Consider the following 26,330-nt stretch of genomic DNA (forward strand, 5'->3'; position numbering starts at 1 on the left):
ATAAGAAAGCGTAAAAACTTCACCCCTCTGTTCAAAAAATATGAACAAATGCAGATGATTAAATCCAAAGGATTTGTGGAAGGCATGAGGAGGATTTGGAAAAGAGAAAAAGATGTGTTTTTTTCCGAAATAGTTCATGTTGTGGGAAGGCGGCAAGAAAGTGAATCCCGATGAGCATACATAAGTATGTGATTCGGGTGAGCGCACGCAGCCAACGCATCCACAGCGCGAAATAGGAAGGAAAAAAAAAGCCAGCACCCGGCTGGCTAAGTAATACTGGAAGCAATGTGAGCAATGTCGTGCATTCATGGGGACCCGTTTGACCTTGGTGTGAGGCCATCCCCGGAACGCATGGCAATAATAATCATTATCATTCGCACTTGTAAAGCATTTTTTTTCACCAAACATTCGATTGACAGTTTTCCTATTCCTGATAAATGTAGAGGATATTCAAACAGTAACCATAAAAAGAGGAGTGTCGCCATGAGCGAAATAGTCATCCGTCACGCTGAAGCCGCAGATGCAGAGGCGCTTCAGCACCTATACGCTCAGGTTCCTGTTTACAGCGACACTCTCCAGCTCCCTTATCCGCCCGCCTCGCTATGGGAAGACCGACTGGCAAACTCTGCGCCGGGAAGATTCGCGCTGGTGGCCTGCATTGACGGCAAACTCGTCGGCAATCTCACGCTGATGGTCGAGCAACCGTGGCGGCGACGTCATGTGGCGACCTTCGGGATTGGCGTGGATACCGGCTTTCAGGGGCGTGGTGTGGGCAGCAAGTTGCTTGAAGCGGCGCTGGAACTCTGCGACAAATGGTTGCAGGTGAAACGCGTCGAACTGACGGTGTATGCCGATAACGAGGCAGCCATCGGGCTGTACAAGAAGTATGGTTTTAGCATTGAAGGCCGCAGCCCGTACTACGCCCTGCGCGACGGCGAGCTGGTGGATACGCTGCATATGGGGCGCATCCGCGGCGTTTAATCTGTCCTGACGGAGGCGCTGGTTTCGCGCGGTAAACGCCGCAGAACCAGCGCCATCGCAATAAACACCAGCAACGCAGAACCGAGGTAAATCGAATCAATTCCGGCCTGCGCCATCAGCATTCCCGCCAGCGGGCCGGTAATTCCCAGTGACAAATCCAGAAACGCAGAATAGGTCGCCAGCGCGCTGCCCTGATTGTCCTGCGGCAATTTCTTAACCGCCACCACGCCGAGCGCCGGAAAGACCAGCGAGAAGCCTGCGCCCGTCAGGAATGCGCCCCCCATGGCGACCAGCGCCGTCGGTGCGAAAAAGACCAGGATCAGCCCCACGATTTCAACAACGAAGCACGCCAGTGCAACGCGTAAGCCGCCAAAGCGGTTGATACAATTCGGGAACAGCAACCGCATGCCGACAAACGCTGCACTGAAAAATGTCAGCGAGAACGCTGCGCCGGACCAGTTTTTAGCATCGTAAAACAGGGTGATAAACGTGGCGATCACCCCAAAGCCGGTGGAAGCCAGCGCGAGCATCATGCCGTAGGGCAAAATTTTCCCCAGCACCTGGCTGAACGGAATTTGCGTGACGGGTTTCCCCGCGACCGGCGGTTTACGCCACGCCACCAGTAACGCCGTCAGCGCTACCAGAATAATGCACACCGACAACAGCGTCAGGCCGCCTAGGCTGAAAATCCCCACACCGAGCGGCGCGCCAATTGCCATCGCGCCATACGTCACCACCCCGCTCCACGAAATCACCTTGCCGATATGCAGCGAACCGACCACGCCGATGCCCCAGAGCGTCGAACCGGTTCCGGCAAAACTTTGTCCCGCGCCCAGCAGTAAACGCCCGACGCACAACAGCGTCAGGCTGGCCGCCGGTGACGCGTCCATCCATAACGCCAGCAAATAGAACACGCCGCTAAGCAGGCAGCCGCTGAGCCCGAGCATCACCACGCGCTTTGGCCCAACTTTATCGGCGTAACGCCCGGCGTGCGGACGGCTCAGCAGCGTCGCGAAGTATTGCAAGCTGATCACCAGCCCCGCCCAGAACGCGCTGTAACCGAGATGATCGTGGACATACCCAGGCAGAATCGCCAGCGGCAGGCCGATCGTCAGGTAGTTAGCAAAGTTGAAAACCAGAATGGAGAGGATCCGTAATGTGGTTTTTGAAGACGAACTTTCGGGCAAAGCGGGAGCAGGCATGGAAATCGACGTCTCACGAAGAAGGTTCTGGCATGTTGCAAAGCCGTAAATGAGTCTTGGACTTTATTAGCAATAGGTTGTTTTAGCAACAAATTGAAACACCGATTTAAGAGCCCCGGAACCGCTACCTTTCTGGAGAATGGAGAACCCGGCCATTTAGGTTCTGAAGTGTGCACGAATTTCTTAAAACTTAGCGGAAACTATTCTATTCCTTTGTCTGCGTGGAAAGCGTCAGCGGACTTCGATAATGACGAAGAACGTCCGGCTCCCGATCTATTTACCTTGTTATCCGCAATCAGGTTGCGCTTTTTGGCACCGACAGTTTTGAGGAAGACCCGACCTCTGTGACGCTGGGCGTGGATTACACGCCGGTGCCTTTGGTGACGATCGGTGCGGGATATAAACAAGGTAATTCTGACCAGAATGAAGTCACGGCGAATATCAGTTTTGATTACCCCATCGGTACGCCGCTTTCGAAACAGCGGGATGCCTCTGCGGTTGCCGATATGTGCACGCTGGCGGGCAGCCGGATGGATTTTGTCGACCGAAACAACGATATCGTGCTGGAATACCGGCACTATCACCGTCATCGAACATCAATGCCGGTAACAATAACCAGCCAGACACCGATTAATTATCTAAGGATAATTTAGAAGGCGTCGCCTGTCTGGTAAATTAAACAACACCGTTGCATGTTTTAATATTCCCGAGGGAATTTTTTGAGGATCGCAATAAGCTTGCCGTTCTCAATATTAATATATTCACCCTGCCGTAAATCGGACAAAATTTTCATCACCCCGCTACGGGCCAGGTGAGTGTGCTCATGAATATAATTAAAAACGCTGGTGCGTAACCGTTGCTCAGGCGGCATCAATTCCAGTTCAAACAGGAAGGCGCAGACGATCTGATACGTTGATTTGCTGATCAGCAAATTGGTCCGGTAGGCCTGAAAGTCACTGAGGTACGTCTGGAAATGCAGGACTTCTTTGAACAACTGATGTTCACTGACAAGTTCCATCGCGCGGGAAAAAGGTAACGTTTCGAGTACCGCCCCTTTTTCACTTCTGAACTGATAAAGGTTATAGCGGAACGGTGAACCCTGCATGCCAAATAGATTTGGCGCAGCGGCTCTGACAAAACGTAAGTTATCGGCAGTACGGTAAATATTCAGCGCGCCGTCTAATACTAAGACTACTTTTGCCTGTTCCTTTACCGGGTTCAGTTCAATAACAGACTCTTTTCCCTTTATCTCAAGAGGGGCGGACGCCGTGCGGAAAGCCGCAATGAGTTTATTAATGGCTTTAGTCGGTTTTGACATAGGGAGCAATAAATCAGGAACAGGTTTTTTGTCCATTTCGAATTCCCTCCCCTGAGTTGTTGATTTTACCTACACACTATAGTCCGGCGCGGGCACTATACGGAAATAATTCAGCGCCGGAAAGGTTCGTTATTCTGTCATTTTACTGACACATCACTGTCACACCGGCTGACTATGGTCAGATGACTTCAACCGGAGGACATCCTATGTTCAGCATGGATACCCTGTTTCAGGATCTCGACCCGCAGCACAAGACCCCTTCCTGGCAACGCCGTCTCCTAAAAGCCCTGTTCCGCGAAAAAGAATTCCACCGCTTTGCCGAACAACATCAGCATCTGAAAGGCATTGATATGGCCGAACAGGTGCTGGAGCATTTTAATATTCGCTGTGAACTGACGGAACGCGACCGGGAACAAATCCCAAGCTACGGGCCGGTAGTTATCGTCGCCAACCATCCGATCGGAACGCTAGACGGGCTGGCATTATTGCACGCAGTGGCGTCTGTACGCCCTGACGTCAAAGTGGTCGCGAACCAGATACTGTCGCTGGTGACGTCGCTCGGCAGCCTGATGATCCCGGTTGATAATATGGGCAATCGCACCCGACGTAATCAGGTCACGCTGATGCAGGAGCATCTGGTGAATCAGGGCGTGCTGATTGTGTTTCCGGCCGGTGAAGTGTCACGCATGAGTTCGAAAGGCGTGCGCGACGGCAAATGGCATACCGGTTTTATCCGCCTTGCTGCCAAAGCCCGTGCGCCGGTAGTTCCGGTGCATATCGGCGGCAGCAACAGCGCGCTGTTTTATCTCAGCTCAATGATTTACCGCCCGCTCAGCACGTTATTGCTGGTTCATGAAATGTTCGGGCAACGCGGTAACAGCCTGACGCTGAAAATCGGCGCGCGCATTCCTTATTCCAGCTGGCACGACGGACAAATGACGGCGGGCGATCTGGCCGCGCGTTTCCGAAAACACGTGTATCGCCTTGGCAGCGGAAAGCCTGAGCTGTTTCATACCGAAACGTCGATTGCCCGCGCAGAAGACCGCGCCGTGCTGAAACATGCGCTGGAAGCCAGTGAAGTGCTGGGCAAAACACCCGACGGCAAAATGATTTATCTCTATCGCCGCCACGGCGAAGATTACGTGCCGATACTGCGCGAATTGGGGCGGTTGCGCGAAATTGCGTTCCGCGCCGTAGGCGAAGGCAGCGGCCGTCGTCGCGATCTCGACAGTTACGATGACGATTATTATCACCTGGTGTTGTGGGATCCGCAGGCGCTGGAAATCGTCGGCGCTTACCGGTTTATCCCGACCGCCGAACAGGTCGCCAGCAAAGGCCTGAACGGCATTTACAGCCAGAGCCTGTTCCAGTACGGCCATCAGATGGACCCGATTCTCGCACAGGGCATTGAACTCGGACGCAGCTTTATTCAGCCAGCGTACTGGGGCAAACGCGGGCTGGATTATTTGTGGCTCGGCATCGGCGCGTATCTGGCGAAATATCCGCAAACGCGTTACCTGTTTGGCCCGGTGTCGATTTCCGGCGGCTTACCGCTGGCCGCACGCGATTTACTGGTCACCTTTTATCGCCTGTATTTCGCGCCCGCCCTGCCGCTGGCGACGTCACGCCGCCCTTATCCGGCATCTTTGCCCGACGTGCTCGCACAGTTTTGCGGTGATGACTATCAGGAAGATTTGCAGCGTCTGAAACGTCTGCTGGCAAACCTCGGTTGCAGTATTCCGGCGCTGTATAAGCAGTATTCAGAACTTTGCGAAACCGGCGGCGTGCAGTTTATTGATTTCGGCAGCGACCCGGAATTCAACCACTGCATCGACGGGCTGGTTCTGGTGGATCTCAGTCAGCTGAAACCGTCTAAGTTTGAACGCTATATTGCGGTGCACCAGGGCTAATACCTTGTTCTGACAAAAATTCTGACACAAAAAAGGGCACCCTCTGTATAAACAAGGGCGCCCTTTCTTATTCATCCGGATTACTGTGCTTTATTCACATCCACCACGGTAATAGTGTAAATCACCACTACGTCCGGCCGATTTGCGTCACTGGCGTTTTCAACGGCAACAGGCGGAATGACCACCTGAATCTCACCGCCTTTGCGAATCAGTTTTACGCTGTCGCGCAGAACCGGCGGCATATTCGCCACGCGGAAGACTTGATTGGCATTCTCAACCTGCGGGCCGTCTACAATGGTGCCATCCACCAGTTTGCCCTGATAGCCAACTTCAACCGTATCGGTATCTTTGAGTACGTTGCCCTCGCCTTTGTTTTTAACCAAGTACAGCAAACCTTGTTTGGTCTTTTTCACGCCATCTTGTTTGGCGAAATCAGCGAGGAAGGCTTTATCCGCGGCACTCTTTTTATCCATTTCTGCTTTCGTCAGGACTTTGACCTGTTCATCAAACGCCGTTAGCGTCGTGTGAATGTCCTGATCGCTCATTTTCACCTGATTATTAAAGGTGTCTGCGATCCCGGCCAGCATGATGTCTTTGCTCATGGTGATGTGCAGCGCTTTCTGCTGCTCAATCTGTTCTTCGATATAACGCGCCATCGCGACACCGCTGGCGTAAGCCCGTTTCTGCTCTTCGCTGTCGAGGCTGAACACAGGTTTTACCGGCGCTTTCGGTTCTTCTTTCGCCGCAGGAACGGTGGCTGCCGATGTCGGTAAAACGGTCAGCGGAGCCGGAATTTCGGTAACAGCGGGGGCGGATTTTTCAGATGCAACCGGAACAGGTTCAGTGGCAATAACAGGTGCCGGTTTTTCAGATGCTACCGGAGCAGGTTCAGTGGCAACAAAAGGTGCCGGTTTCTCAGGCGCTGCCGGAGCAGCTTCGGCGGCAGCAACAGCAGCCGGTTTTTCAGGTGCCGACGTTACGGCAGGTTCCGTAGTGACAACCGGCGCGGGATCAGCGGCAACGGCTGCGCCGGACAACATCAGTAAGCCTGCAAGGCAGGCGTTTTTTTTACGAGTCAGGGAGAACATAACAGTCCTTTGCTAAAAGAGAGTCCCCGCAGGGCGTGATAATTTTCAGGCAGGTTATATTATTTTCGGAAAAGAAATATCTGATTCGGCGCAAGACTGTCGGAAAGAAACTATAAAACTGTTATGAAACAATCCCCCCTTCTGAATTCTAATGTGTAAAAATTTTTATTTACATAAATCAGTCAGATTATTCAGCACGCGCACATTCACGAAAACAATATCAATGGCACTTCCCGCGATAATCATCGGCCATCGCCATTCTCAGCAAAAGATCATGACCAATATAATTGCTCCAGTTAAAGGTGTTTTGTAATACCACCACGGCATTCTGATGTTTTTTATCAAAACCAATATAACTGGAATAGCCGCCGATATAGCCGACCTGATACGTAATCGTCTGATGGCTGATGTGATCCGTCACCCACGCGATATTGGCCGCCTCGATAGCTCGCTGGAAATATACTTTTTCCGTGTCGCTGATCGCCATGTTGAGATCACCATTTTTTGAGCCATCTATGTGAGCACGCAGGTACTTAAGCAGGTCGTCCACATTGCTGTACAGGCTGGCGGCGGCCACCATGTTATTGGAGAAATGCCAGTCAGGCACCACTTCGCCGCGCGGGATAAATTTCGGCTGATCGCCCGCATGCCCGATGGCGCGGTAAGGATAGTCTTTCAGGCGCGTCGCATAAAAACTGGTGTTATCCATCTTCAGCGAGCGGAAAATAAAATCATAAGACAGTTGCTGGATGTCTTCGCCGGTTTTCAGTTTGAGAATATACCCCAACAGCGCGTAGCCTAAATTGGAATACTGCGGCTCGCGCTTCTCCGGCTTTGTAAACCCTGACAGATCGTTGACGACGGAATCGCTGTCCAGCTCGTGATAGAAATTGTCGCCGGTGTAGAGATAGCGGAGAAAACTCTCCAGCATGTCTTTATTCATGTTTTGTCGCGGCAGACCGGACGTGTGTGTCGCCAGCTGCAACAGCGTGATGTTTTTCGCATCCTCGCTCAGCGGGATATTTTTCGGCAGCAAATCGGAAAGTTTATCGTCCCAGCGCAACTGGCCTTTATTGACCAGCCCGGCCACCACTTCGCCGGTCACGCCTTTACTCACAGAACCCAGCGCGAACAGGGTTTCCCCGTCGATTCTGTAGCTGTGGGTGGAATTGGTGTAGCCGTAGCCCCAGGTTCTGGCCTCGCCGTTGTTTCTGATAATGCCTATCGCAAGGCCCGCCGCTTTCTCTTTTTTCTGATACTGGCGGACAACGCCATTAACCATCTCATCGAGATCGCCCGAACAGGCCAGCGCCCGCACGGCGTCGGGATGCTCTTTCACCTGCATGTCAGATAACGTCCCGCAGGATGTCAGAAACAGGGGGGACAAAATGAAGAAACGGTGAAATCCCCCTGTCATGTGGCTATTTCGCGCCCTTCGGTCGGGAAATCAGGTCCTGCGCGCACGCCCAGGCGGAGCTCCACGCCCACTGGAAATTGTATCCGCCCAGCCAGCCGGTGACGTCCACGACTTCGCCGATAAAATACAGACCCGGCACTTTTGCCGCAGCCATGGTTTTGGAGGAAAGTTCGCGCGTATCGACGCCGCCTAGCGTAACTTCCGCCGTGCGGTAACCTTCGGTGCCGTTCGGCTGAACCTGCCAGTTTTGCAATTGCTCAACCAGTTCGGCCTGTTGCGGCACGTTCAGCTGTTTCAGCGTGACGTCCGGCAGTTGCCCGAGCGTTTGCAGACATTCCACCAGACGTTTAGGCAGTTGCATCGCCAGCGTATTTTTCAGGCTCTGGTTCGGGTGTTCCTGCCGCTGTGCATTGAGAAACGCCGCCAGATCGACATCAGGCAGTAAGTTAACGCTCACAAACTCGCCAGGCTGCCAGAAGCTGGAAAGTTGCAGAACCGCCGGGCCGGACATCCCGCGATGCGTAAACAGAATGCTTTCGCGGAACACTGTGCCATCCTCCGCGGTCAGCACAGCGGGCACGGAGACGCCGGAAAGCGTCTGTAAATGCTCGAGCAGCGGCTTGTGCAGCGTAAACGGCACCAGACCGGCGCGGGTCGGTAACACTTTCAGGCCAAACTGTTCGGCCAGACGATAACCGAAAGGCGACGCGCCCAGCCCCGGCATGGAAAGTCCGCCGCTGGCAACCACAAGTGAGTGAGTACTTACAGTTGAGCCATTCACTTTGATAATAAAGCCATCTTCGGTTTTCTGAACGTCTGAAATCTCGCTGCGCAGACGCACATCGACATTCCCCCGTTCACATTCTTTATCCAGCAACGCCACAATTTGTGTCGCTGAATCATCGCAAAAAAGCTGGCCGAGCGTTTTCTCGTGCCAGGCGATGTTGTAGCGGTTGACCAGATCGATGAAATCCCACTGGGTGTAACGCGCCAGCGCGGATTTACAGAAATGCGGGTTTTCCGAAAGATAGGCAGCCGGTTCGGCATACAGATTGGTGAAGTTGCAGCGACCGCCGCCCGACATCAGAATTTTTCGTCCGGTTTTTTTGCCATTATCCAGCAGCAGAACCCGGCAGCCACCCTGTCCGGCCTGCGCTGCACAGAACATGCCTGCCGCACCCGCACCAATGACTACCACATCAACCTGTTCCACTTTTGGCCTCTCTTACCGGAAATTTCAGCTACGTTTTAGACAGGGCTTCCCCCTGTGCCAATGGGCTTTAGCCGCATTGCGACGCGGATTGTAAGGGACAGACGCCCCTTAAACCAGCCGGAGAGGTGGTTTTCTGAACGTCGTAAGTAAATGTTTCAGCGCCTAAACGAGGAATAAGATTTTGATATATAAAAAATAAATTGAAACAACGCCAAATATTGAACTGTTTTTAGTCAAAAAAATGTCATATTTTCCTTTTCCCGTCCCCCTGTTCTCGCAGATAATGCGCGGCGTTCATGACCACTAACTGGCGTAACAATTATGCTGCATCTATTTGCCGGGTTGGATATTCATACCGGTTCGTTATTGATTCTCGCGTTACTGTTTGTTCTGTTCTATGAAGCCATTAACGGTTTCCATGATACGGCCAACGCAGTAGCAACCGTCATATACACCCGGGCAATGCGTTCGCAATTAGCGGTCGTGATGGCAGGGGTATTTAACTTCTTTGGCGTCCTGCTCGGTGGTTTGAGCGTGGCCTATGCCATCGTCCATTTACTTCCAACCGATTTGTTGCTGAATGTAGGTTCCGCGCATGGCCTTGCCATGGTGTTCTCTATGTTACTGGCGGCGATCATCTGGAACCTCGGCACCTGGTATTTTGGTCTGCCGGCGTCCAGCTCCCATACCCTCATTGGCGCTATTATCGGCGTGGGTTTGACTAACGCGCTGATGACCCACACGTCAGTGGTTGATGCGTTAAACATCCCGAAAATGATTGGCATTTTCGCCTCACTAATCGTCTCACCGCTGGTCGGGATGATTATGGCGGGAACCATGATTTTCCTGCTGCGTCGCTACTGGAGCGGGAATAAAAAACACGCCCGTATCCACCTGACGCCGGCAGAACGTGAAAAGAAAGACGGCAAGAAGAAGCCGCCATTCTGGACCCGTATTGGCCTTATTCTGTCCGCAATCGGCGTGAGTTTCTCTCACGGTGCGAACGATGGTCAGAAAGGTATCGGCCTGATCATGCTGGTGTTGATTGGCGTGGCTCCGGCAGGTTTCGTGGTGAACATGAGCGCGACCGGTTACGACATTGCCCGTACCCGCGACGCCGTGACGCACCTCGGCCAGTATTATTCGCAGCATGTTGATGCGGTGCCACACGTTGTGGCGCAGACGCCTCTGGTGCCTGCACCGGACGTCAATATCGCACCAGCCGATGAGACAAAAGTGTTCCATTGCGACAGCAGCCACGCACTTGATGCGATTGGCCGTGCGCAGACACTGCTGACTAATCTTCAGTCTTACAGCGATCTGGCACCGGAAGAACGCAGCCACATGCGCCGCCTGCTAATGTGTGTTTCTGATACTGCCGATAAAGTCGCTAAACTGCCGGAAACTTCCGCGGCGGATAAACGCTTCCTCGGCGAGCTGAAAACCGACATTCTGCAAACTGTCGAATATGCCCCGATTTGGATCATCATCGCGGTCGCGCTGGCGCTGGCGCTGGGTACCATGATTGGCTGGAAGCGCGTTGCGACCACCATCGGTGAGAAGATTGGTAAGAAAGGCATGACCTACGCTCAGGGCCTGTCTGCGCAGATGACGGCAGCGGTGTCTATCGGTGTGGCCAGTTACACCGGTATGCCGGTTTCCACCACGCACGTGTTGTCCTCTGCGGTTGCAGGTACCATGATTGTGGATGGCGGCGGTGTTCAGTCTAAAACCGTGAAAAACATCGCTATGGCGTGGATTTTAACCCTGCCCGTGTCGATTGTTCTTTCCGGCGTGTTGTACTGGATTGCGCTGAAGCTTATCTGATAAACCTGCGTGCTCAGGCACGGATGTAAAAAAGGCGGCCTTGTTCTCAGAACCGGTCGCCTTTTTTTATTCCCTTTTTCACACTTTCCTCGCAACGATTTTAGACGTGTCAGTACCAGATCAACATGGCCATCATACTGATAAGAATCAGTCCAACCAGACATGTCGTCAGGACAAACTGGCCGCGTACTCTTTCACACCGGCGGATAAACTCAGGGTCGTGATGTTCAACATAGCGCTGAGCATAAATATAGCGAACCAGTCTTATCTGCTTGCCGGGCTGGCCGTGGGAAGTAAAGAATCCCCCGCCGTCCACGTACTGATACAGCAACGGATCACAGCCCCGCAGCACCACCAGCAACGCGCGCAAAGACGAGTAATAACGCAGCATATTCACCACACACACAAAACATAAAGCCCAAAACAGCGCAACGGGACTGATCATGATTCCCCCTCAAGGCGAACTGACACCGCGCAATGCCGCTCAAAATCTGCCGCACACCCGACGTTTCGCCCTGCCTTTCCGCGATTTCACACCCCCGGGCAACCATCGCCCGCCCTCTTTTCTTATCACAGAAGAATGCTAAAGCAGGAGAAGCCTGCATTATTGAGTGTAGGAAACGAATCTGTAAGTGTTCATATTATTTGTATCTATAGATTGTCAGATTAGGAAATGGGATCTGTATGCTTGATTTGTCTCACCATTTTGGCGCTATACTGACGTCATGACATTCGCATGATGCTGATATAGCTTTTAACTGACTTATGGAAGGAGTTTTCTTATGGCTTACAAACACATATTGATTGCTGTTGACCTCTCACCTGAGAGCAAAGTTTTAGTCGAGAAAGCGGTTTCCATGGCGCGTCCGTATAACGCCAAGGTGTCCCTGATCCACGTTGATGTGAACTATTCAGACCTCTACACCGGCCTGATTGACGTGAACCTGGGCGACATGCAGAAACGTATTTCCGAAGAAACGCACCACGCGCTGAACGAGCTTTCGCAAAACGCCGGTTACCCGATTTCAGAAACCCTGAGCGGCAGCGGTGATTTAGCCCAGGTGCTGGTCGATGCCATCAACAAATACGGCGTGGATTTAGTACTGTGCGGCCACCACCAGGATTTCTGGAGCAAGCTGATGTCCTCCGCACGCCAGCTGATCAACACCGTCCATATCGACATGCTGATCGTGCCATTGCGTGACGAGGAAGAAGAAGCGTAAGACGCGACGTATGCGCGTTGATGAGAAAGAGGTGCCAGTGGCACCTCTTTTTTTATGGGGATTTACAGCGGCGTATAAATATCAAACCGGTGGTTTTTCGTGATAACCGCAGCCTGCGCGGCGATGTCCGCCATCGGTGGCGCATAGTCAGGGCGTTTCACTACAATCCTTTTGGTCGCTAACCTGCGCGCAGGTTCCAGCAGGCCATCGGCATCTTCGTCCGGGCCAACCAGCCCCTGAAACACGCGCATCTCTTTCTTCACCAGTGCACTTTTTTGTTTGTGCGGATACATCGGATCGAGATACACCACTTCAGGCTTTGGCGAAAGCTCAGAGAGCGCGGTCAGGCTTGAAGCATGCAGCAACGTCATGCGTTCACGCAGCCACGGGCCGATTTCCGCATCACGGTAGCCGCGCGCCAGCCCGTCGTCGAGCAAAGCCGCCACCACCGGATTGCGTTCCAGCATCCGCACTTTGCAGCCCAGAGAGGCCAGCACAAACGCGTCGCGGCCCAGACCTGCGGTGGCATCGACGACATCCGGCAGATAACTGCCTTTGATGCCGACCGCTTTTGCCACCGCCTCACCGCGTCCGCCGCCAAATTTACGACGATGCGCCATCGTGCCGCCGGCGAAATCGACAAAAATGGCACCGAGTTTTGGCTCGTCGCGTTTGCGTAATTCCAGACGCTCAGGCGTCAGCACCAGCGCCATCATGGCATCCGGGTCGGACGTCAGATTCCAGCGCTGTGCCAGAACAGATAAGGCGCCTTCATCGGCGCCTTCTTCACAGAGTAAACACACGCTCACAGGCAGAAATTATCCTTTGATACCGTAATGACGCAGCATAGCATCCAGTTGCGGCTCACGCCCGCGGAAGCGTTTGAACAACTCCATCGGCTCTTCGGAACCGCCGCGCGACAGAATATTATCCAGGAACGACTGCCCGGTTTCGCGGTTGAAAATCCCTTCTTCTTCGAAGCGGGAATAGGCATCAGCAGACAGTACTTCCGCCCACAGATAGCTGTAGTAACCCGCCGCATAACCGCCTGCAAAGATATGGCTGAAGGCGTGCGGGAAACGTCCCCAGCTTGGTGACGGCACAACCGCAACCTGCTTCTTGATTTCTGCCAGGGTTTGCAGGATTTGCGCGCCTTTGGCCGGGTCATATTCCGCATGCATACGGAAATCGAACAGACCGAATTCCAGCTGACGCAGAATAAACAGCGCCGCCTGATAGTTTTTCGCGGCCAGCATTTTATCCAGCATCTCTTTCGGCAGCGGTTCGCCGGTTTCGAAATGCCCGGAGATGAACGCCAGCGCGTCCGGCTCCCAGCACCAGTTTTCCATAAACTGGCTTGGCAGTTCGACGGCGTCCCACGGCACACCGGCAATTCCGGCAACGCCTGGCGTGTCGATGCGGGTCAGCATATGATGCAAACCGTGGCCGAATTCGTGGAACAGCGTGGTAACTTCGTTGTGCGTAAACAGCGCCGGTTTATTGCCGACCGGGCCGTTGAAGTTACAGGTCAGATACGCGACCGGCTTTTGCAGTTTGCCGTCGGCTTTACGCATACTGCCGACGTAATCGTTCATCCAGGCTCCGCCACGCTTGTGTTCGCGGGCATACAGGTCGAGATAGAAACTGCCGCGCAGATCGCCGGATTCATCGAACAAATCGAAGAAGCGCACGTCTTTGTGCCAGGTTTCCACGTCTTTGCGTTCTTTGGCGGTGATGCCGTAAATGCGTTTCACCACTTCGAACAGCCCTTCCAGCGCGCGTTGTTCAGGGAAATACGGACGCAGTTGCTCGTCATTGATGGAGAACAGATGCTGTTTCTGTTTTTCGCCGTAGAACGGCAAATCCCAGGCTTCCATTTCGTCCACGCCAAAATGTTCTTTCGCAAAAGCACGAAGCTGCGCCAGTTCACGTTCGCCTTGCGGGCGGGCACGCGTCGCCAGACCGCTCAGGAAATCAATCACCTGTTTCGGGCTTTCGGCCATTTTGGTGGCCAGCGACATCTCCGCGAAGGAATCAAAACCTAACAGCTGAGCCAGCTCGTGACGCAGCGACAAAATCTCTGCCATCACTTCGCTGTTGTCCCACTTACCGGCATTCGGGCCCTGATCGGACGCACGGGTGCCGAACGCGCGGTACATTTCTTCACGCAGCGAACGGTTTTCGCCATAGGTAATCACCGGCAGATAGCTCGGGATATCCAGCGTCAGCAGCCAGCCTTCCTGTTCTTTCGATTCGGCCAGCGCTTTCGCCGCCGCCAGTGCGCTTTCCGGCAGGCCTTTCAGTTCGGCCTCATCGGTAATCAGCTTGCTCCAGCCCATCGTGGCATCGAGCACGTTGTTGCTGTACGTCGAACCCAGCTCAGACAGACGCGCCGAAATTTCGCCGTAGCGTTTCTGTTTTTCGACCGGCAAACCAATGCCGGATAACTCGAAATCACGCAGCGCGTTATCAATCGCTTTTTTCTGCGCAACGGACAGCGTAGTGAAATGCTCGCTGTCTTTTAAATCGCGATAAGCCTGATACAAACCGGCGTGCTGCCCGGTCCAGGTGCTGAATTCAGATAAAATTGGCAGACATTGCTCGTACGCTTCACGCAGTTCCGGGCTGTTTTTGACTGCGTTCAGATGCCCGACCGGCGACCAGATACGGCTCAGACGGTCGTCGCTTTCCGCCAGCGGCTGGCACAGATTTTCCCAGGTATAAGGCGCGCCCTGAGCGACCACGCGTTCAATCGTCTGGCGGCTTTCTTCGATCGCAGATTGCATCGCAGGGACGATATGTTCGGGTTTGATCGCAGAGAAAGGCGGCAGGGAGAACGGTTTTAAGAGCGGATTGTTCGACGCGTTTTGCTGTTCAGTCATAGGGCCAGTCCTTCGTTAATTCGGGTGGGTTTGATGCGCCTGAGGCGCACCACGCCGTGAATTCGGGTCGTCTTAAAGATGACGTAACTTCTAACATGCGGTCAAGTTGCGGCGAAATCAATGGGCCGGGCAAATTCGTCGGCTCAGAAGAAGTTATTAACCGCATCAATAACTCACATCTCAAACATCACTCTCAATTTGGATCCGCCTCGCATTTTTCATCATGAGTTCTGCCCGTCAGGTAAACCTTATTTACAGCAGGGTTAATCGTGCTATTTTTCATCTGGCATATGCCAGTTAAGCTATCTCGAAAAATCACATCATGGATAGAAACGAAAATGAAAAAACTCAAGATTGTCACGCTGGGCGGCGGATCGAGTTACACGCCGGAACTGATTGAAGGTTTTATCCGCCGGTACGATGAATTGCCGGTCACCGATTACTATCTGGTGGATATCGACGCGGGCGCGGAGAAGCTGAAAATTGTCGGGGAACTGGCAAAGCGCATGGTGAAGAAATCAGGATTACCGATGACGGTTCACCTCACTACCAACCGCAACGAAGCATTGTTTGACGCGGATTTCGTCACCACGCAGTTACGCGTCGGCCAGCAGGAAGCACGCATTCACGATGAAGCCATTCCACTGAAATACGGCGTTCTCGGGCAGGAGACCACCGGCGCGGGCGGCTTTATGAAAGCGCAGCGCACCATTCCGGTCCTGCTGGATTTATGCCGTGATATGGAAAGGCTTTGCCCGGATGCGTGGCTGATCAACTTCACCAATCCCGCCGGAATTGTCACGGAAGCCATCGAAAAATATTCCCCAATAAAAACGCTGGGCATCTGCAGCGGCGCAAACAACATGATGATGGAAGTTGCAGGCGTTTACGGCGTTGAGCGCCGCGACGTTTACGCCAGAGTAATGGGGCTGAACCACCTGATTTTTGCCGATCAGATTGCGGTAAAAGGTCAGGACGTCACCGCCGGATTTATTGAAATGCTGGCGAAAAGCGCGGGCGGCAGCTCGTTAAAAAATGTCCCGGACATTGGCTTACCGCCTGATTTTATCCGTGCGCTCGGCTTGTTTCCGCTCTCGTACCTGAAATACTTTTATCTCAGCCGGGAAATGGTCGAACACAGCCTTCAGGACTGTAAAGCGCACGGTACACGCGGCGAGCAAACCCGAGAAATAGAACGAAAACTCTTTGAAATTTATAAAAATCCTCAGCTTGAGTCCAAACCGAAAGAGCTGGAAAGCCGCGGCGGCGCGTATTACTCGGAAACGGCCTGTTCCATCATCAGCTCAATTTATAACGATAAAAAAGAAATCCACGTCGTGAATACGCCAAACCGGGGCGCAACGCGCGATCTGGACGATGAAAGCGTGGTGGAAACCAACGCCATGATTGACCGTCAGGGCGCGCATCCGCTGGCTTATGGCCGCCTGCCGGTGAAAGTTCGCGGGCTGATCCAGAGCGTTAAAGCGTTTGAAGAACTCACCGTTGAAGCCGCTGTCACCGGCGATTATTCCACCGCATTAATGGCGCTGTCGGTGCATCCGCTGATCCCATCCGTGGATATTGCCGGGAAAATTCTCGATGAATATCTGGCCGTAAACCGGCCTTTCCTGCCTCAGTACAAATCCGGCAAGGGGGGGGAAATATCATGATGAAGTTTTTAGAATCCCGCGTGGTGCCCTGTCTGGTGAAAGTCGGGGAAAACGTGATTCTGGTCGCCGTCAGAAACGGCATCACGCTGACATTGCCGTTTATTATTTCCGGCTGGACGGAATATCTCGGCACCTTTGGTACGGCGCTGAATGTACCGGTTATCGTCACATTCGGCATTATTGGTTTGATCTCCGCAATCGGCATCAGTTACAACCTGGCAAAACATTACAAACTCGACGGGCTGACGTGCAGCGGTATTACCGTCGCCGTTTTTCTGATGGCGCAGCTCGATGATAATTACCTGCTGAACGTCGATAACCTCGGCGCGTCGGGGTTATTTTCCGCCATTATTTTGTCGGTACTGACGGTATATATCATCCGCTTTTTCATTGAGCATAAAATCTATATCCGGCTACCGGAAAGTGTGCCGCCTGCGGTGTTGCAGTCTTTCGTCAGCGTGATCCCGGCGTTTGTCTGCCTGGCACTGGTCTGGTTCGTCAGGGTGATTTTGCACTTTGATATCAACGCGTTCTTCACGATGATCCTCAGCCCGCTGGTGATTGGCCTGGGGACATTGCCGGGGATGTTAATTCTGGTGTTTCTGATTTCACTGCTTTGGTGTTGCGGAATACACGGCACCAACGTGTTATCCGGTATTACCGCGCCAATCTTCCTGAAATTCATTGTCGAAAATACGCAGGCTTATCTGAGCCATCAGCCGATCCCGCATATCTTTGCCGAAGGATTTTATAACTTCTTCATTTGTACCGGCGGCTCCGGCGCGACCATGGGTTTGGTGCTGGCGATGATGATGTCGAAAAGTCGTTATTATAAATCGCTGGGCCGCATGTCTTTTGCGCCGTCCCTGTTTTGTATTAATGAGCCGGTGATATTCGGCGTGCCGATGGTTTTCAATCCGCTGATGATGTTGCCGTTAATTGTCACGCCGATGCTGCTGTGTACGATGTCTTATTTCCTGATGGAATTTAATATTATTGGCCGCCCGGTATTACAGATCCCCTGGACCATGCCGCCGTTTCTGAATGCCTATTTCGCCACTGGCGGAAATATTCCCGCGGCAATCTGGTCAGGCGTCATGATTATTATTTCGACAATCATTTATTATCCCTTCTTCCGTTTGCTGGAAAAGAAACAACTGGCGGCTGAAACAGCCGAAATCCCGGCAAAAGTGGCACAGGTCAGTGCATAAACCTTCATACAGGGAGTCTATTATCATGACGATAAACAGTGCATTTATAGGATTCGGCAAAAGCGCTACGCGTTATCACTTGCCCTACGTTTTTCAGCGCCGCGACACGTTTCGCGTAAAAACGATTTTCGATGTGACCCGCCGCCCGGCGCTGGAAGCCGAAAGCGAATATCAGGGCATTCATTTCACCGACAGCCTGAACGACATTCTGCTCGATGAAAGCATCCGGCTGGTGACGCTGTGTACGCCGCCGGAAACGCACTACAATTTCGCCCGTCAGTGTCTGGAGCACGGGAAAAACGTCATCGTCGAAAAACCGTTTACCCGCACGCTGGCTGAAGCGCAGGCGTTGTTTGCTCTGGCCACAGAAAAGGGCCTCACAGTCACGCCATTCCAGAATCGCCGTTTTGACAGCTGTTTTTTAGCCGCTAAAAAAGTGATCGACAGCGGCGTGCTTGGGAAAATTGTCGAGTTCGAAAGCCACTTCGACTATTTCCGTCCCGATGCGCCTGACGCACCCGGTGATTTCACCGATGGCGCATTTTACGGGTTGGGCGTGCATCTTATCGATCAGGTCGTCAGCCTGTTCGGTCGACCGGAATTCGTGCATTACGATATCCGCTCTGTCAGGAATAAAAATAACCCTGACGATACGTTTGAATTGCAACTTTATTACGGCGATATCAAAGCGATCGTGAAATGCAGCCATCTGGTCATGCAGCCTTATCCGAAATTCATTGTTAACGGTGAAAACGGGTCATTTATCAAACTGAATATCGACCAGCAGGAAACCTGTCTTAAAGCCGGAATAATGCCGGGCAGCCCTCATTTCGGGCAGGAGTCAGAATTCGGCTTGCTGAAATATCAGAATGAACGCGGTGAAATTATCACTGAAAAAGTCAATGCCGGTACCGGCGATTATGGCCGCGTTTACGACGCGGTTTACGCCACGCTGGTGCATAGAAAACCGCCTTATATTTCGCAGCAGGACGTCATGACCACCATGGAAATTCTGCATCGCGCCTTTGAGCAACCGGCTCCGGCGCTGATAAAACTCCGTTAGCCCCTCAGCGCGCCGCGCATTTTTCACGGCGGCGCGCCCGGATGACACCTCTGCGTGTTCTGTTTATACTGCCCGAAAATAAACCGCTGCAAGAAGGCGTTACGCCATGGCCGCCCGTTACATTGATATTAAAAACAGCCTGAAACAGGCGATCCTCAATAAAGAATATCGTGTCGGGGATAAAATCCCTTCTGAGCGGGAATTAGCGGCGCACTACGACGTCACGCGCGTCACCCTGCAAAAAGCGATGCATATGCTTGAACAGGAAGGCTTCATCGAGCGCATCCACGGCAAAGGCATGTACGTCACCAAAGTGATTGAAGATAACGTTTATTTGCTCAATAACGGCACCAGCGATTCTATTCTGGGTTTTTCGCGTGAATTTAAAAATCAGGTTAAAGTCTCCAGCAAGCTGATTACGTTGAACAAAATCGCTGCGGGAGAATATATCGCCGCTCAGCTGGATATTCATCCGGATGACGACGTTCATTATATCCGCCGTATCCGGCTGGTTGATAATATCCCGGTGCTGATTGAAGACTCGTATATTCCCTGCGCTGTCATAACGTCAATTCCAGAAGCCGTTTTACAGGAAGCGTCTTTATATGAATATATTGAAAACAAAACGGGCCGGAAAATTAAATTCTATAATTCGGTGATAGAGGCCGCGCTGTTCGACGAAACGCTCTGCGCATTGCTGAACATTGAAACCGGTAGCCCGATGCTGAAAGTCTCCGGCGTCACCAAGCTGGAGGACGGCAAAGCCTTCAATTACTCCATCAGTTTTAACCGCGCAGACATGTTCAAAATTAAGAACAGCTGGGTCGGGAAGTAAGATGGCGGCGTTTTACGGGCAACTTGAAGGCCGAATGTTTATACTGTCCGCAATACGCCACTCCGGAATGATAAAGTTATGTTGAGTTACCGCCACAGTTTTCACGCCGGCAACCATGCCGACGTCCTTAAACACACCGTTCAGAGCCTGATCATTGAATCTCTGAAAGAAAAAGAAAAACCCTTCCTTTATCTCGACACCCACGCGGGTGCCGGGCGCTATCAGCTGAGTGGCGAACACGCCGAACGTACCGGCGAATATCTGGAAGGTATCGCGCGCATCTGGCAACGTGATGATATTCCTGAAGAACTGGCGGCGTATATGTCTGTCGTCAATCACTTCAACCGCAATGAAAACCTGCGTTATTACCCGGGTTCGCCGCTGATTGCCCGTCAGCTGTTGCGTGAAGATGACAAACTGCACCTGACCGAACTGCACCCGAGCGATTTCCCGCTGCTGCGCAGTGAATTCCAGAAAGATGACCGTACCCGCGTTGCGCGTGCCGACGGTTATCAGCAGCTGAAAGCTCAGTTACCGCCGCCGTCACGCCGCGGGCTGATCCTGATGGACCCGCCGTACGAAATGAAAACCGATTATCAGGACGTGGTAAAAGGCATTCAGGAAGGCTACAAGCGTTTTGCCACCGGCACTTACGCGCTGTGGTATCCGGTGGTGATGCGCCAGCAAATCAAAAAAATGCTGCGTGACCTCGAAGCAACGGGTATCCGCCGTATCCTGCAAATCGAACTGGGCGTGCGTCCGGACAGCGATCAGCGCGGCATGACGGCTTCCGGCATGATCGTGATTAACCCACCGTGGAAACTCGAGCAGCAGATGAATAACGTGCTGCCGTGGCTGCTGAAAGTGCTGGTTCCTTCCGGCACCGGTCACACCACGGTTAACTGGGTTGTCCCTGAGTAAGTAAAGATTTCCCCCTCGCTGAGACCTTTTTCTAAGGTCTCAGCTATCAAACCTATTGCAGCCATCGATCCAAACTTTGCGACAAAACGCATTCACGCGCTAAACTCACAAGCAATTTTTAAGATTAGCGACGCCGGTATGGCGTTCTTCATTTTTGACAACTCATGGAAAATCCGATGACCAAACATTATGACTATCTGGCAATTGGCGGCGGCAGCGGCGGTATCGCATCAATCAACCGTGCAGCCATGTATGGGAAAAAATGTGCGCTGATCGAAGCTAAAGAGCTGGGCGGCACGTGCGTCAACGTGGGTTGTGTCCCGAAAAAAGTGATGTGGCACGCTGCACAAATCGCTGAAGCGATCCGCAACTACGGCCCGGACTATGGCTTTGATACCACCGTAAACAGTTTCAACTGGAAAACGCTGGTCGCCAACCGTACCGCTTACATTGACCGCATTCATACCTCGTACGACAACGTACTGGGTAAAAATAAAGTGGACGTGATCAAAGGTTTCGCGCGCTTCGTTGACGATCACACCGTTGAAGTGAACGGTGAAAAGATCACTGCGGATCACATCCTGATCGCCACCGGCGGTCGTCCGAGCCACCCCCATATTCCGGGTGCGGAATATGGCATCGATTCAGACGGTTTCTTTGATCTGACAGAAATGCCAAAACGCGTTGCCGTGGTTGGCGCAGGTTACATCGCGGTAGAAATCGCCGGTGTGATGAACGCGCTGGGTGCTGAAACGCACCTGTTCGTGCGTAAACACGCGCCGCTGCGTACTTTCGATCCGCTGATTGTCGAAACGCTGGTGGAAGTGATGGAAACCGAAGGCCCGGCGCTGCATAAAGAATCCATTCCGAAAGAAGTGGTAAAAAATGCCGACGGCAGCCTGACGCTGAAACTGGAAAACGGTCAAGAATTTGAAGTCGACAGCCTGGTCTGGGCGATTGGCCGCGAACCGGAAACCGACAATTTCAACCTGAAAGCGACCGGCGTGAAAACCAACGAAAAAGGGTATATCGTCGTCGATAAGTTCCAGAATACCAGCGTAAAAGGTATTTATGCAGTGGGCGATAACACCGGTGCGGTTGAACTGACACCCGTGGCCGTTGCAGCAGGCCGTCGTCTTTCCGAGCGCCTGTTCAACAACAAACCGGAAGAACATCTGGATTACAGCAACATCGCCACCGTCGTGTTCAGCCACCCGCCAATCGGCACGGTCGGCCTGACTGAACCGCAGGCGAAAGAGCAGTTCGGCGAAGACAACGTAAAAGTGTACAAATCCGCATTTACCGCGATGTACACCGCTGTCACGCAGCACCGTCAGCCGTGCCGCATGAAACTGGTATGCGTCGGTAAGGAAGAGAAAATCGTCGGCATTCACGGTATCGGCTACGGCATGGACGAAATGTTGCAGGGCTTCGCGGTCGCACTCAAAATGGGCGCAACCAAGAAAGACTTCGACAACACCGTCGCTATCCACCCGACCGGTGCGGAAGAGTTTGTGACTATGCGTTAATTCGCGGGCATTGCGCAGTGACGCAATGCACTGAAAGGCTGCCGGTTGGCAGCCTTTTTTATTGCAGTCAGTCCAGCAAAATCACTTTCGAACTGTCCGTCTCGAACATCGGCCTGCAGAGAATTTTATAACTGTCGCGGTCAAAGTGCGGAACGGCAATATCAAAGGCTTTCGCAGCCTCCAGCGTTTTGACCGTGCCCAGATAGAACCAGTGATTGATGACGTGATAATCCGTCTGGCCGCTGGCTTCTTCGACGATAGCGATCCGACCAGGATATGGCCAGCTGCGGATTTTCAGGGTACTGAGCGCATTTCTGAGACGTTCCTGATGCGCCTCAGGCGTTTCTTTACCACAACAAACGCCCGCGCATTTGCCCAGTGAAAAGCGGAAACAAGCGCGGTTTTTCGTCAGTCTTTCCAGCCCCAGCGCGCCGTAACACAGCTTTTCCTGATCGGCGATATCGCGGATTTTCTCGATTGCCGACATTTTCGTTTTAAACAGGCCAAACAGATCTTCGCTGTGAGAAAAATCCACGTCATCACTAAAGACAATTTGCGCACTTAATCCCTGAAGCCGGATGGAACACAGCTTGCGGGCGGTGCGCAGGCGTTTGTTAAACAACGGACGCCGGGTTTTGATCAGGTCAGATTCCAGCAACAATGCTCCGATCTCACCGGTTGTTTCGATGTGTTCGATATCGCGGGTCATATGCAGAAGTTTGGCTTCAGCAGGATTGCGAAAGTGCGACATCACGCGGCTGCGGATATTCACGCTTTTACCGATATACAGCGGAAAGGCGTTATCGTCGCCGTAAAAAATATAGACACCGCTGCTGCCGGGTAGATTTTCTAAGGTATGACGAAGATGTTCAGGGTACTGGTAGAGCTCGGTAAAAAGCGCTTTTTCGGGATTCCACAAATTGGCTGACCTGTTTTCTCTGCTAACTTTAACAATAAAAATGCCGTATAAAAAACAGACGAATGATACTGGTAATGCATACAGTCATCAACCTCTGGTTAACTATTTGTTGCGTTATAACTGTAAACAAGACGAAATGGAGCAGCCATTGCTACCGGAAATGATTGTCCGGCGTTCAACCATTATGGGGTGGGAAAATAAATGCGATTAAGCCTTGAAGCGCTGCTGATCCTTGACGCGTTAGACCGTCACGGCACCTTTGCCGCAGCGGCTGCCAGACTGTTTAAAACGGCTTCCGCACTGAGTTACACCGTGCAGAAAATGGAAAGTGATCTCAATATCAAACTGCTGGATCGCTCAGGCCATCGCGCCACCTTCACCCCCACCGGTCGTCTGATGCTGGATAAAGGCCGCGTGCTGCTGCGTGCCGTCAGTGAGCTGGAACAGCAGGCGCAATATGTTGAAAGCGGCTGGGAGAGCAAACTGACCATCAGCCTGGATGCTTCCGTGCCCTTCGCGCTGCTTACGCCGCTGATAGACCGTTTTTACGCAGAGCATCAGCATACCCAACTATTATTCCGCCACGACGTGCTCGCCGGTTGCTGGGAAGCGCTCAGTTATGGCGAAGCCGATATCCTGTTCGGGGCAGTTCAGGAGCCACTCACGCGCAGCGGCATTGAATATCGCCCTATCGGCTGGCTGGAATATGTGTTTGCCGTTGCCCCGCATCACCCGCTCGCCTCGATGCCGGAGCCGCTGGTGCGCGAGCAAATCCGCCAGTACCGCGCGGTAGTGGTTCACGATACGTCCCGCCACAGCACAGGCGCAGATTTGCGCGTACTTGATGAGCAGAAGATGATCAGCGTTCATGACTTTAATGCCAAAGTTCATGCCCAAATCGCCGGGCTGGGTTGCGGCTATCTGCCCCGTTATCTGGCTGCACCTCACCTTGAAAGCGGAGCGCTGGTGGAGCGCCGTCTTGATACCCAGACGCGCCGCGATCAGGCTTTTATGGCCTGGAACGAAAACGCCACCGGCAACGCTGCAATGTGGTGGCGGGAGAATTTACAGGATTTCGAGGGGATAAATACCGTTTATAGCCCGGAATAACCGGGCTGTAATTTCGGCTATCATGCCTTACGCTGTGGGGCTTTATGCACCATGGTGTAGGCATAATCGACGCCCATACCGTATGCACCGCTGTGTTCACGCACCAGATCCATCACCGCGTCGTAAGTCTCTTTACGTGACCAGTCGCGCTGATATTCCAGTAACACTTGCTGCCAGGTCACCGGCACTGCGCCAGCCTGCACCATACGGTCGATAGAACGTTCGTGCGCATCTACGCTGGTGCCGCCGGAGGTGTCGGTCACCACATACACTTCATAGCCCTCTTTCAGCGCCATCAGCGCCGGGAACGTCAGACATACTTCGGTCCACAGTGCAGAGATAATCAGTTTTTTGCGTCCTGTTGCTTCCACTGCTTTCACGAAGGCTGCATCTTCCCATGAGTTCATCGAGGTACGTTCTATCGGTTTTACATCAGGATGTACCGCCAGTAACTCCGGCCAGATATAACCGCTGAAACTTTCCGTTTCGACCGAGGTGTAAATCACCGGCACGTTAAAAACTTTGCCCGCTTTTGCGAGAGCGACAGTATTATTTTTAAGCTGCTGGCGATCGATATTTGCAACGCCGAATGACATCTGTGGCTGATGGTCGATGAAAATCAGAGTGGAGTTCTGTGGGTCGAGCAGATCGAATTTAGACATTTTCATTTCCTCGCAGAGTGCATTGTTGGGGTGCGTGTTTGTATTTAACGTTTTGCTGTTGTGCTGCTGGAATTAACAATAAGGCAGGAGATGAAAAGCAGATAGCGGAAAGAATTTGGCAACTTGTTCAGATTTTTTTGACAGGAATGACGCAAAAGAAAAAGGCATTCCCTGGCGGGAATGCCTTTTTCTTTTGCGCTTTTTTGAAAACTTCTATTGAAAATCAGGCCGTCACGCCACCGGCAGTTTATCCAGAATAGCCTGCGCGGTATTCACGTCGGTGACCAGCGAATTAATCATACCCGAACGTACTGCACCGATAATCCCGGCGGCCTTTTCCGGCGTGGCAGCCACGCCAATGGTCAGCGGCGTTTTTCGCAGTTGTTCGACCGAAGCCGCAATCATTCGCTCCTCGCCTTCCCAGTGCAATAACTCGCCGGACTCAGTGAAGTAATGGCGCAGCACATCGCCCGCCGCGTCGCTGAGCGCCTGTTCGCCCGGCGTGGCGGTGGTGGATTCGCTCGGTTTTGGTGTATGCGTCAGTCCCACGCCGACAATCGCTGCATCGAGGCGGTCCCACAGCGAAATAATTTCTTTCACGCTCGGGTCGGCGAGAAATGCATCACGCAATTCTGCCGAAGAAATATAAGGCGCATGCAGAAAATACGGCGTGCCTTCCATCTGTTCTGCCGCGCGACGCACGAACTCGGTGATCTGAAAATGCGGCGCAGACTGCTGCATTCCGCCATTGAGCGCCACGGTCATAATGCCTGGCAGACGCGGCATACCGGCCAGCGTCACCTCGCGCACCGCCCTGCCCCAGCCGATACCCAACACCGATCCCGCACCCAAACCGGCTTCCTGTAAAAGAGAAGCCAGCGGCGTCGCCAGCGCGCCGAGCACATTACCCGGCGGCGCATCCACAACATAGGCATGTTTCAGTCCGAGACGTTTTATCAGGTCTGAAGTCATGTCTTCAGGAGAAGATAATCCCACTACTTCAATGCGCACAATCCCCGCCGCACGGGCTTTATTCAGCAGCCGGGAGATGGTTGCCGTCGACACATCCAGCTTGCGTGCAATCTCCACCTGAGACATATCAGACTCGTAATGCAGCTTGGCCACCAGGTGCATCATGGCACGCGTTGCTGCAATATCTTGCAAAATTGGCTCTTTCAGCTTGAAATTCCTTTCAGTAATGAATTACACTCAAATCGTCGATTGAGGGATTATTGCGCAACACCTGTAAAAATGCAATGTGCCGGATCGGGCTTCAACCCTTGTAAAACGGCGTGTTACGCGATTTTCCGCCCCTTTTCGTCAGGGGGAAAAGACAGAACGTCCAGTGT

General features: G+C 52.7%; 24 protein-coding genes. 13 read left to right on the forward strand and 11 right to left on the reverse strand.

Annotated features, from left to right (window positions below; genetic code table 11):
* The first annotated feature begins 483 nt into the window (after positions 1–483).
* Positions 484–981 carry a GNAT family N-acetyltransferase gene (locus tag M2403_RS21135; protein WP_152327576.1) on the forward strand — a complete coding sequence of 166 codons (498 nt, stop codon included), beginning with the start codon at positions 484–486 and terminating at the stop codon, positions 979–981.
* On the opposite strand, the gene M2403_RS21140 is transcribed toward M2403_RS21135, so the two are convergent.
* Positions 978–2,183: an MFS transporter gene (locus tag M2403_RS21140; protein ID WP_152327577.1), complete on the reverse strand. Its 1,206-nt coding sequence runs from the start codon at positions 2,181–2,183 to the stop codon at positions 978–980. The two genes, M2403_RS21135 and M2403_RS21140, sit on opposite strands and share 4 nt — an antisense overlap.
* Before the next feature lie 168 nt (positions 2,184–2,351).
* On the opposite strand from M2403_RS21140, the gene M2403_RS24970 reads away from it, so the two are divergent.
* Together M2403_RS24970 and M2403_RS21145 are read left to right on the forward strand one after the other, a co-directional pair.
* Positions 2,352–2,531 carry an inverse autotransporter beta domain-containing protein gene (locus tag M2403_RS24970; RefSeq protein ID WP_193333200.1) on the forward strand — a complete coding sequence of 60 codons (180 nt, stop codon included), beginning with the start codon at positions 2,352–2,354 and terminating at the stop codon, positions 2,529–2,531.
* Positions 2,471–2,836 carry an inverse autotransporter beta domain-containing protein gene (locus M2403_RS21145; protein WP_259230876.1) on the forward strand — a complete coding sequence of 122 codons (366 nt, stop codon included), beginning with the start codon at positions 2,471–2,473 and terminating at the stop codon, positions 2,834–2,836. The genes M2403_RS24970 and M2403_RS21145 overlap by 61 nt, the downstream gene beginning before the upstream one ends.
* Before the next feature lie 44 nt (positions 2,837–2,880).
* On the opposite strand, the gene M2403_RS21150 is transcribed toward M2403_RS21145, so the two are convergent.
* Positions 2,881–3,537: a helix-turn-helix domain-containing protein gene (locus tag M2403_RS21150; protein ID WP_152327579.1), complete on the reverse strand. Its 657-nt coding sequence runs from the start codon at positions 3,535–3,537 to the stop codon at positions 2,881–2,883.
* Between the two features lie 170 nt (positions 3,538–3,707).
* Here M2403_RS21150 and M2403_RS21155 point away from each other — a divergent pair, with 170 nt between their 5' ends.
* Positions 3,708–5,411 carry a lysophospholipid acyltransferase family protein gene (locus tag M2403_RS21155; RefSeq protein ID WP_152327580.1) on the forward strand — a complete coding sequence of 568 codons (1,704 nt, stop codon included), beginning with the start codon at positions 3,708–3,710 and terminating at the stop codon, positions 5,409–5,411.
* A gap of 80 nt (positions 5,412–5,491) precedes the next feature.
* On the opposite strand, the gene M2403_RS21160 is transcribed toward M2403_RS21155, so the two are convergent.
* From M2403_RS21160 to M2403_RS21170, 3 genes are all read right to left on the reverse strand, one after another.
* Entirely contained in the window at positions 5,492–6,499 is a 1,008-nt protein-coding gene (locus tag M2403_RS21160) for an FKBP-type peptidyl-prolyl cis-trans isomerase N-terminal domain-containing protein (protein ID WP_152327581.1), read from the reverse strand.
* Between the two features lie 220 nt (positions 6,500–6,719).
* The gene (locus tag M2403_RS21165) at positions 6,720–7,916 is read right to left on the reverse strand and encodes a serine hydrolase (protein WP_217152477.1); all 1,197 of its coding nucleotides are present in this window, start codon (positions 7,914–7,916) and stop codon (positions 6,720–6,722) included.
* 4 nt (positions 7,917–7,920) lie between these two features.
* Entirely contained in the window at positions 7,921–9,129 is a 1,209-nt protein-coding gene (locus tag M2403_RS21170; RefSeq protein WP_152327583.1) for an NAD(P)/FAD-dependent oxidoreductase, read from the reverse strand.
* 321 nt (positions 9,130–9,450) lie between these two features.
* Here M2403_RS21170 and pitA point away from each other — a divergent pair, with 321 nt between their 5' ends.
* The gene (pitA, locus tag M2403_RS21175; RefSeq protein ID WP_152327584.1) at positions 9,451–10,956 is read left to right on the forward strand and encodes an inorganic phosphate transporter PitA; all 1,506 of its coding nucleotides are present in this window, start codon (positions 9,451–9,453) and stop codon (positions 10,954–10,956) included.
* Positions 10,957–11,065: 109 nt separating this feature from the next.
* On the opposite strand, the gene uspB is transcribed toward pitA, so the two are convergent.
* Positions 11,066–11,401, reverse strand: coding sequence for a universal stress protein UspB (uspB, locus tag M2403_RS21180; protein WP_152327585.1), 336 nt, complete (start codon positions 11,399–11,401; stop codon positions 11,066–11,068).
* Positions 11,402–11,738: 337 nt separating this feature from the next.
* On the opposite strand from uspB, the gene uspA reads away from it, so the two are divergent.
* Positions 11,739–12,179 (forward strand): universal stress protein UspA, encoded by a 441-nt coding sequence (uspA, locus tag M2403_RS21185; RefSeq protein ID WP_014333460.1) that lies wholly within the window; start codon positions 11,739–11,741, stop codon positions 12,177–12,179.
* Positions 12,180–12,241: 62 nt separating this feature from the next.
* Here the strand turns inward: uspA and rsmJ are convergent, their stop codons facing one another.
* Together rsmJ and prlC are read right to left on the reverse strand one after the other, a co-directional pair.
* Complete coding sequence (gene rsmJ, locus M2403_RS21190) at positions 12,242–12,988, reverse strand: 16S rRNA (guanine(1516)-N(2))-methyltransferase RsmJ (RefSeq protein WP_259230834.1); 747 nt, start codon at positions 12,986–12,988, stop codon at positions 12,242–12,244.
* A gap of 9 nt (positions 12,989–12,997) precedes the next feature.
* Positions 12,998–15,061: an oligopeptidase A gene (gene prlC, locus M2403_RS21195; RefSeq protein ID WP_259230835.1), complete on the reverse strand. Its 2,064-nt coding sequence runs from the start codon at positions 15,059–15,061 to the stop codon at positions 12,998–13,000.
* Between the two features lie 338 nt (positions 15,062–15,399).
* On the opposite strand from prlC, the gene M2403_RS21200 reads away from it, so the two are divergent.
* The 6 genes from M2403_RS21200 to gorA all read left to right on the forward strand — a co-directional run bounded on the left by M2403_RS21200 (position 15,400) and on the right by gorA (position 22,290).
* Positions 15,400–16,731: a 6-phospho-beta-glucosidase gene (locus tag M2403_RS21200; protein WP_259230836.1), complete on the forward strand. Its 1,332-nt coding sequence runs from the start codon at positions 15,400–15,402 to the stop codon at positions 16,729–16,731.
* On the forward strand, positions 16,728–17,942 hold the full coding sequence (locus M2403_RS21205) for a PTS sugar transporter subunit IIC (protein WP_259230837.1): 1,215 nt from the start codon (positions 16,728–16,730) through the stop codon (positions 17,940–17,942). Before M2403_RS21200 ends, M2403_RS21205 begins: the two co-directional genes overlap by 4 nt.
* 25 nt (positions 17,943–17,967) lie before the next feature.
* On the forward strand, positions 17,968–19,005 hold the full coding sequence (locus tag M2403_RS21210) for an oxidoreductase (RefSeq protein ID WP_259230838.1): 1,038 nt from the start codon (positions 17,968–17,970) through the stop codon (positions 19,003–19,005).
* 106 nt (positions 19,006–19,111) lie between these two features.
* On the forward strand, positions 19,112–19,840 hold the full coding sequence (locus M2403_RS21215; protein WP_165060902.1) for a GntR family transcriptional regulator: 729 nt from the start codon (positions 19,112–19,114) through the stop codon (positions 19,838–19,840).
* Between the two features lie 78 nt (positions 19,841–19,918).
* A complete protein-coding gene (locus tag M2403_RS21220; RefSeq protein WP_013573521.1) occupies positions 19,919–20,761 on the forward strand; it encodes a 23S rRNA (adenine(2030)-N(6))-methyltransferase RlmJ in 843 nt (280 codons plus the stop codon).
* Positions 20,762–20,937: 176 nt separating this feature from the next.
* Positions 20,938–22,290, forward strand: a complete 1,353-nt coding sequence (gorA, locus tag M2403_RS21225; RefSeq protein ID WP_152327593.1) for a glutathione-disulfide reductase — start codon at positions 20,938–20,940, stop codon at positions 22,288–22,290.
* Between the two features lie 67 nt (positions 22,291–22,357).
* Here the strand turns inward: gorA and cho are convergent, their stop codons facing one another.
* Positions 22,358–23,209, reverse strand: coding sequence for an excinuclease Cho (cho, locus tag M2403_RS21230; RefSeq protein ID WP_152327594.1), 852 nt, complete (start codon positions 23,207–23,209; stop codon positions 22,358–22,360).
* 201 nt (positions 23,210–23,410) lie between these two features.
* Here cho and M2403_RS21235 point away from each other — a divergent pair, with 201 nt between their 5' ends.
* A complete protein-coding gene (locus M2403_RS21235; protein ID WP_259230841.1) occupies positions 23,411–24,319 on the forward strand; it encodes a LysR family transcriptional regulator in 909 nt (302 codons plus the stop codon).
* A gap of 20 nt (positions 24,320–24,339) precedes the next feature.
* Here the strand turns inward: M2403_RS21235 and M2403_RS21240 are convergent, their stop codons facing one another.
* Together M2403_RS21240 and M2403_RS21245 are read right to left on the reverse strand one after the other, a co-directional pair.
* Positions 24,340–24,981, reverse strand: coding sequence for a hydrolase (locus tag M2403_RS21240; RefSeq protein ID WP_129953873.1), 642 nt, complete (start codon positions 24,979–24,981; stop codon positions 24,340–24,342).
* 231 nt (positions 24,982–25,212) lie between these two features.
* Entirely contained in the window at positions 25,213–26,145 is a 933-nt protein-coding gene (locus M2403_RS21245) for a sugar-binding transcriptional regulator (RefSeq protein WP_165060899.1), read from the reverse strand.
* Between the last annotated feature and the right edge of the window lie 185 nt (positions 26,146–26,330).

The organism is Rahnella sp. BIGb0603, from assembly GCF_024808755.1.
Classification (GTDB): domain Bacteria; phylum Pseudomonadota; class Gammaproteobacteria; order Enterobacterales; family Enterobacteriaceae; genus Rahnella; species Rahnella contaminans.

Coding starts and splice junctions, on each gene's coding strand:
- M2403_RS21150 (WP_152327579.1), bottom strand. CDS start 3,537: ATGGACAAAAAACCTGTTCCTGATTTATTGCTCCCTATGTCAAAACCG.
- pitA (WP_152327584.1), top strand. CDS start 9,451: ATGCTGCATCTATTTGCCGGGTTGGATATTCATACCGGTTCGTTATTG.
- M2403_RS21215 (WP_165060902.1), top strand. CDS start 19,112: ATGGCCGCCCGTTACATTGATATTAAAAACAGCCTGAAACAGGCGATC.
- M2403_RS21165 (WP_217152477.1), bottom strand. CDS start 7,916: ATGACAGGGGGATTTCACCGTTTCTTCATTTTGTCCCCCCTGTTTCTG.
- M2403_RS21235 (WP_259230841.1), top strand. CDS start 23,411: ATGCGATTAAGCCTTGAAGCGCTGCTGATCCTTGACGCGTTAGACCGT.
- gorA (WP_152327593.1), top strand. CDS start 20,938: ATGACCAAACATTATGACTATCTGGCAATTGGCGGCGGCAGCGGCGGT.
- M2403_RS21220 (WP_013573521.1), top strand. CDS start 19,919: ATGTTGAGTTACCGCCACAGTTTTCACGCCGGCAACCATGCCGACGTC.
- M2403_RS21160 (WP_152327581.1), bottom strand. CDS start 6,499: ATGTTCTCCCTGACTCGTAAAAAAAACGCCTGCCTTGCAGGCTTACTG.
- M2403_RS21240 (WP_129953873.1), bottom strand. CDS start 24,981: ATGTCTAAATTCGATCTGCTCGACCCACAGAACTCCACTCTGATTTTC.
- M2403_RS21135 (WP_152327576.1), top strand. CDS start 484: ATGAGCGAAATAGTCATCCGTCACGCTGAAGCCGCAGATGCAGAGGCG.
- M2403_RS21210 (WP_259230838.1), top strand. CDS start 17,968: ATGACGATAAACAGTGCATTTATAGGATTCGGCAAAAGCGCTACGCGT.
- uspA (WP_014333460.1), top strand. CDS start 11,739: ATGGCTTACAAACACATATTGATTGCTGTTGACCTCTCACCTGAGAGC.
- M2403_RS21200 (WP_259230836.1), top strand. CDS start 15,400: ATGAAAAAACTCAAGATTGTCACGCTGGGCGGCGGATCGAGTTACACG.
- uspB (WP_152327585.1), bottom strand. CDS start 11,401: ATGATCAGTCCCGTTGCGCTGTTTTGGGCTTTATGTTTTGTGTGTGTG.
- M2403_RS21140 (WP_152327577.1), bottom strand. CDS start 2,183: ATGCCTGCTCCCGCTTTGCCCGAAAGTTCGTCTTCAAAAACCACATTA.
- M2403_RS21205 (WP_259230837.1), top strand. CDS start 16,728: ATGATGAAGTTTTTAGAATCCCGCGTGGTGCCCTGTCTGGTGAAAGTC.
- M2403_RS21155 (WP_152327580.1), top strand. CDS start 3,708: ATGTTCAGCATGGATACCCTGTTTCAGGATCTCGACCCGCAGCACAAG.
- prlC (WP_259230835.1), bottom strand. CDS start 15,061: ATGACTGAACAGCAAAACGCGTCGAACAATCCGCTCTTAAAACCGTTC.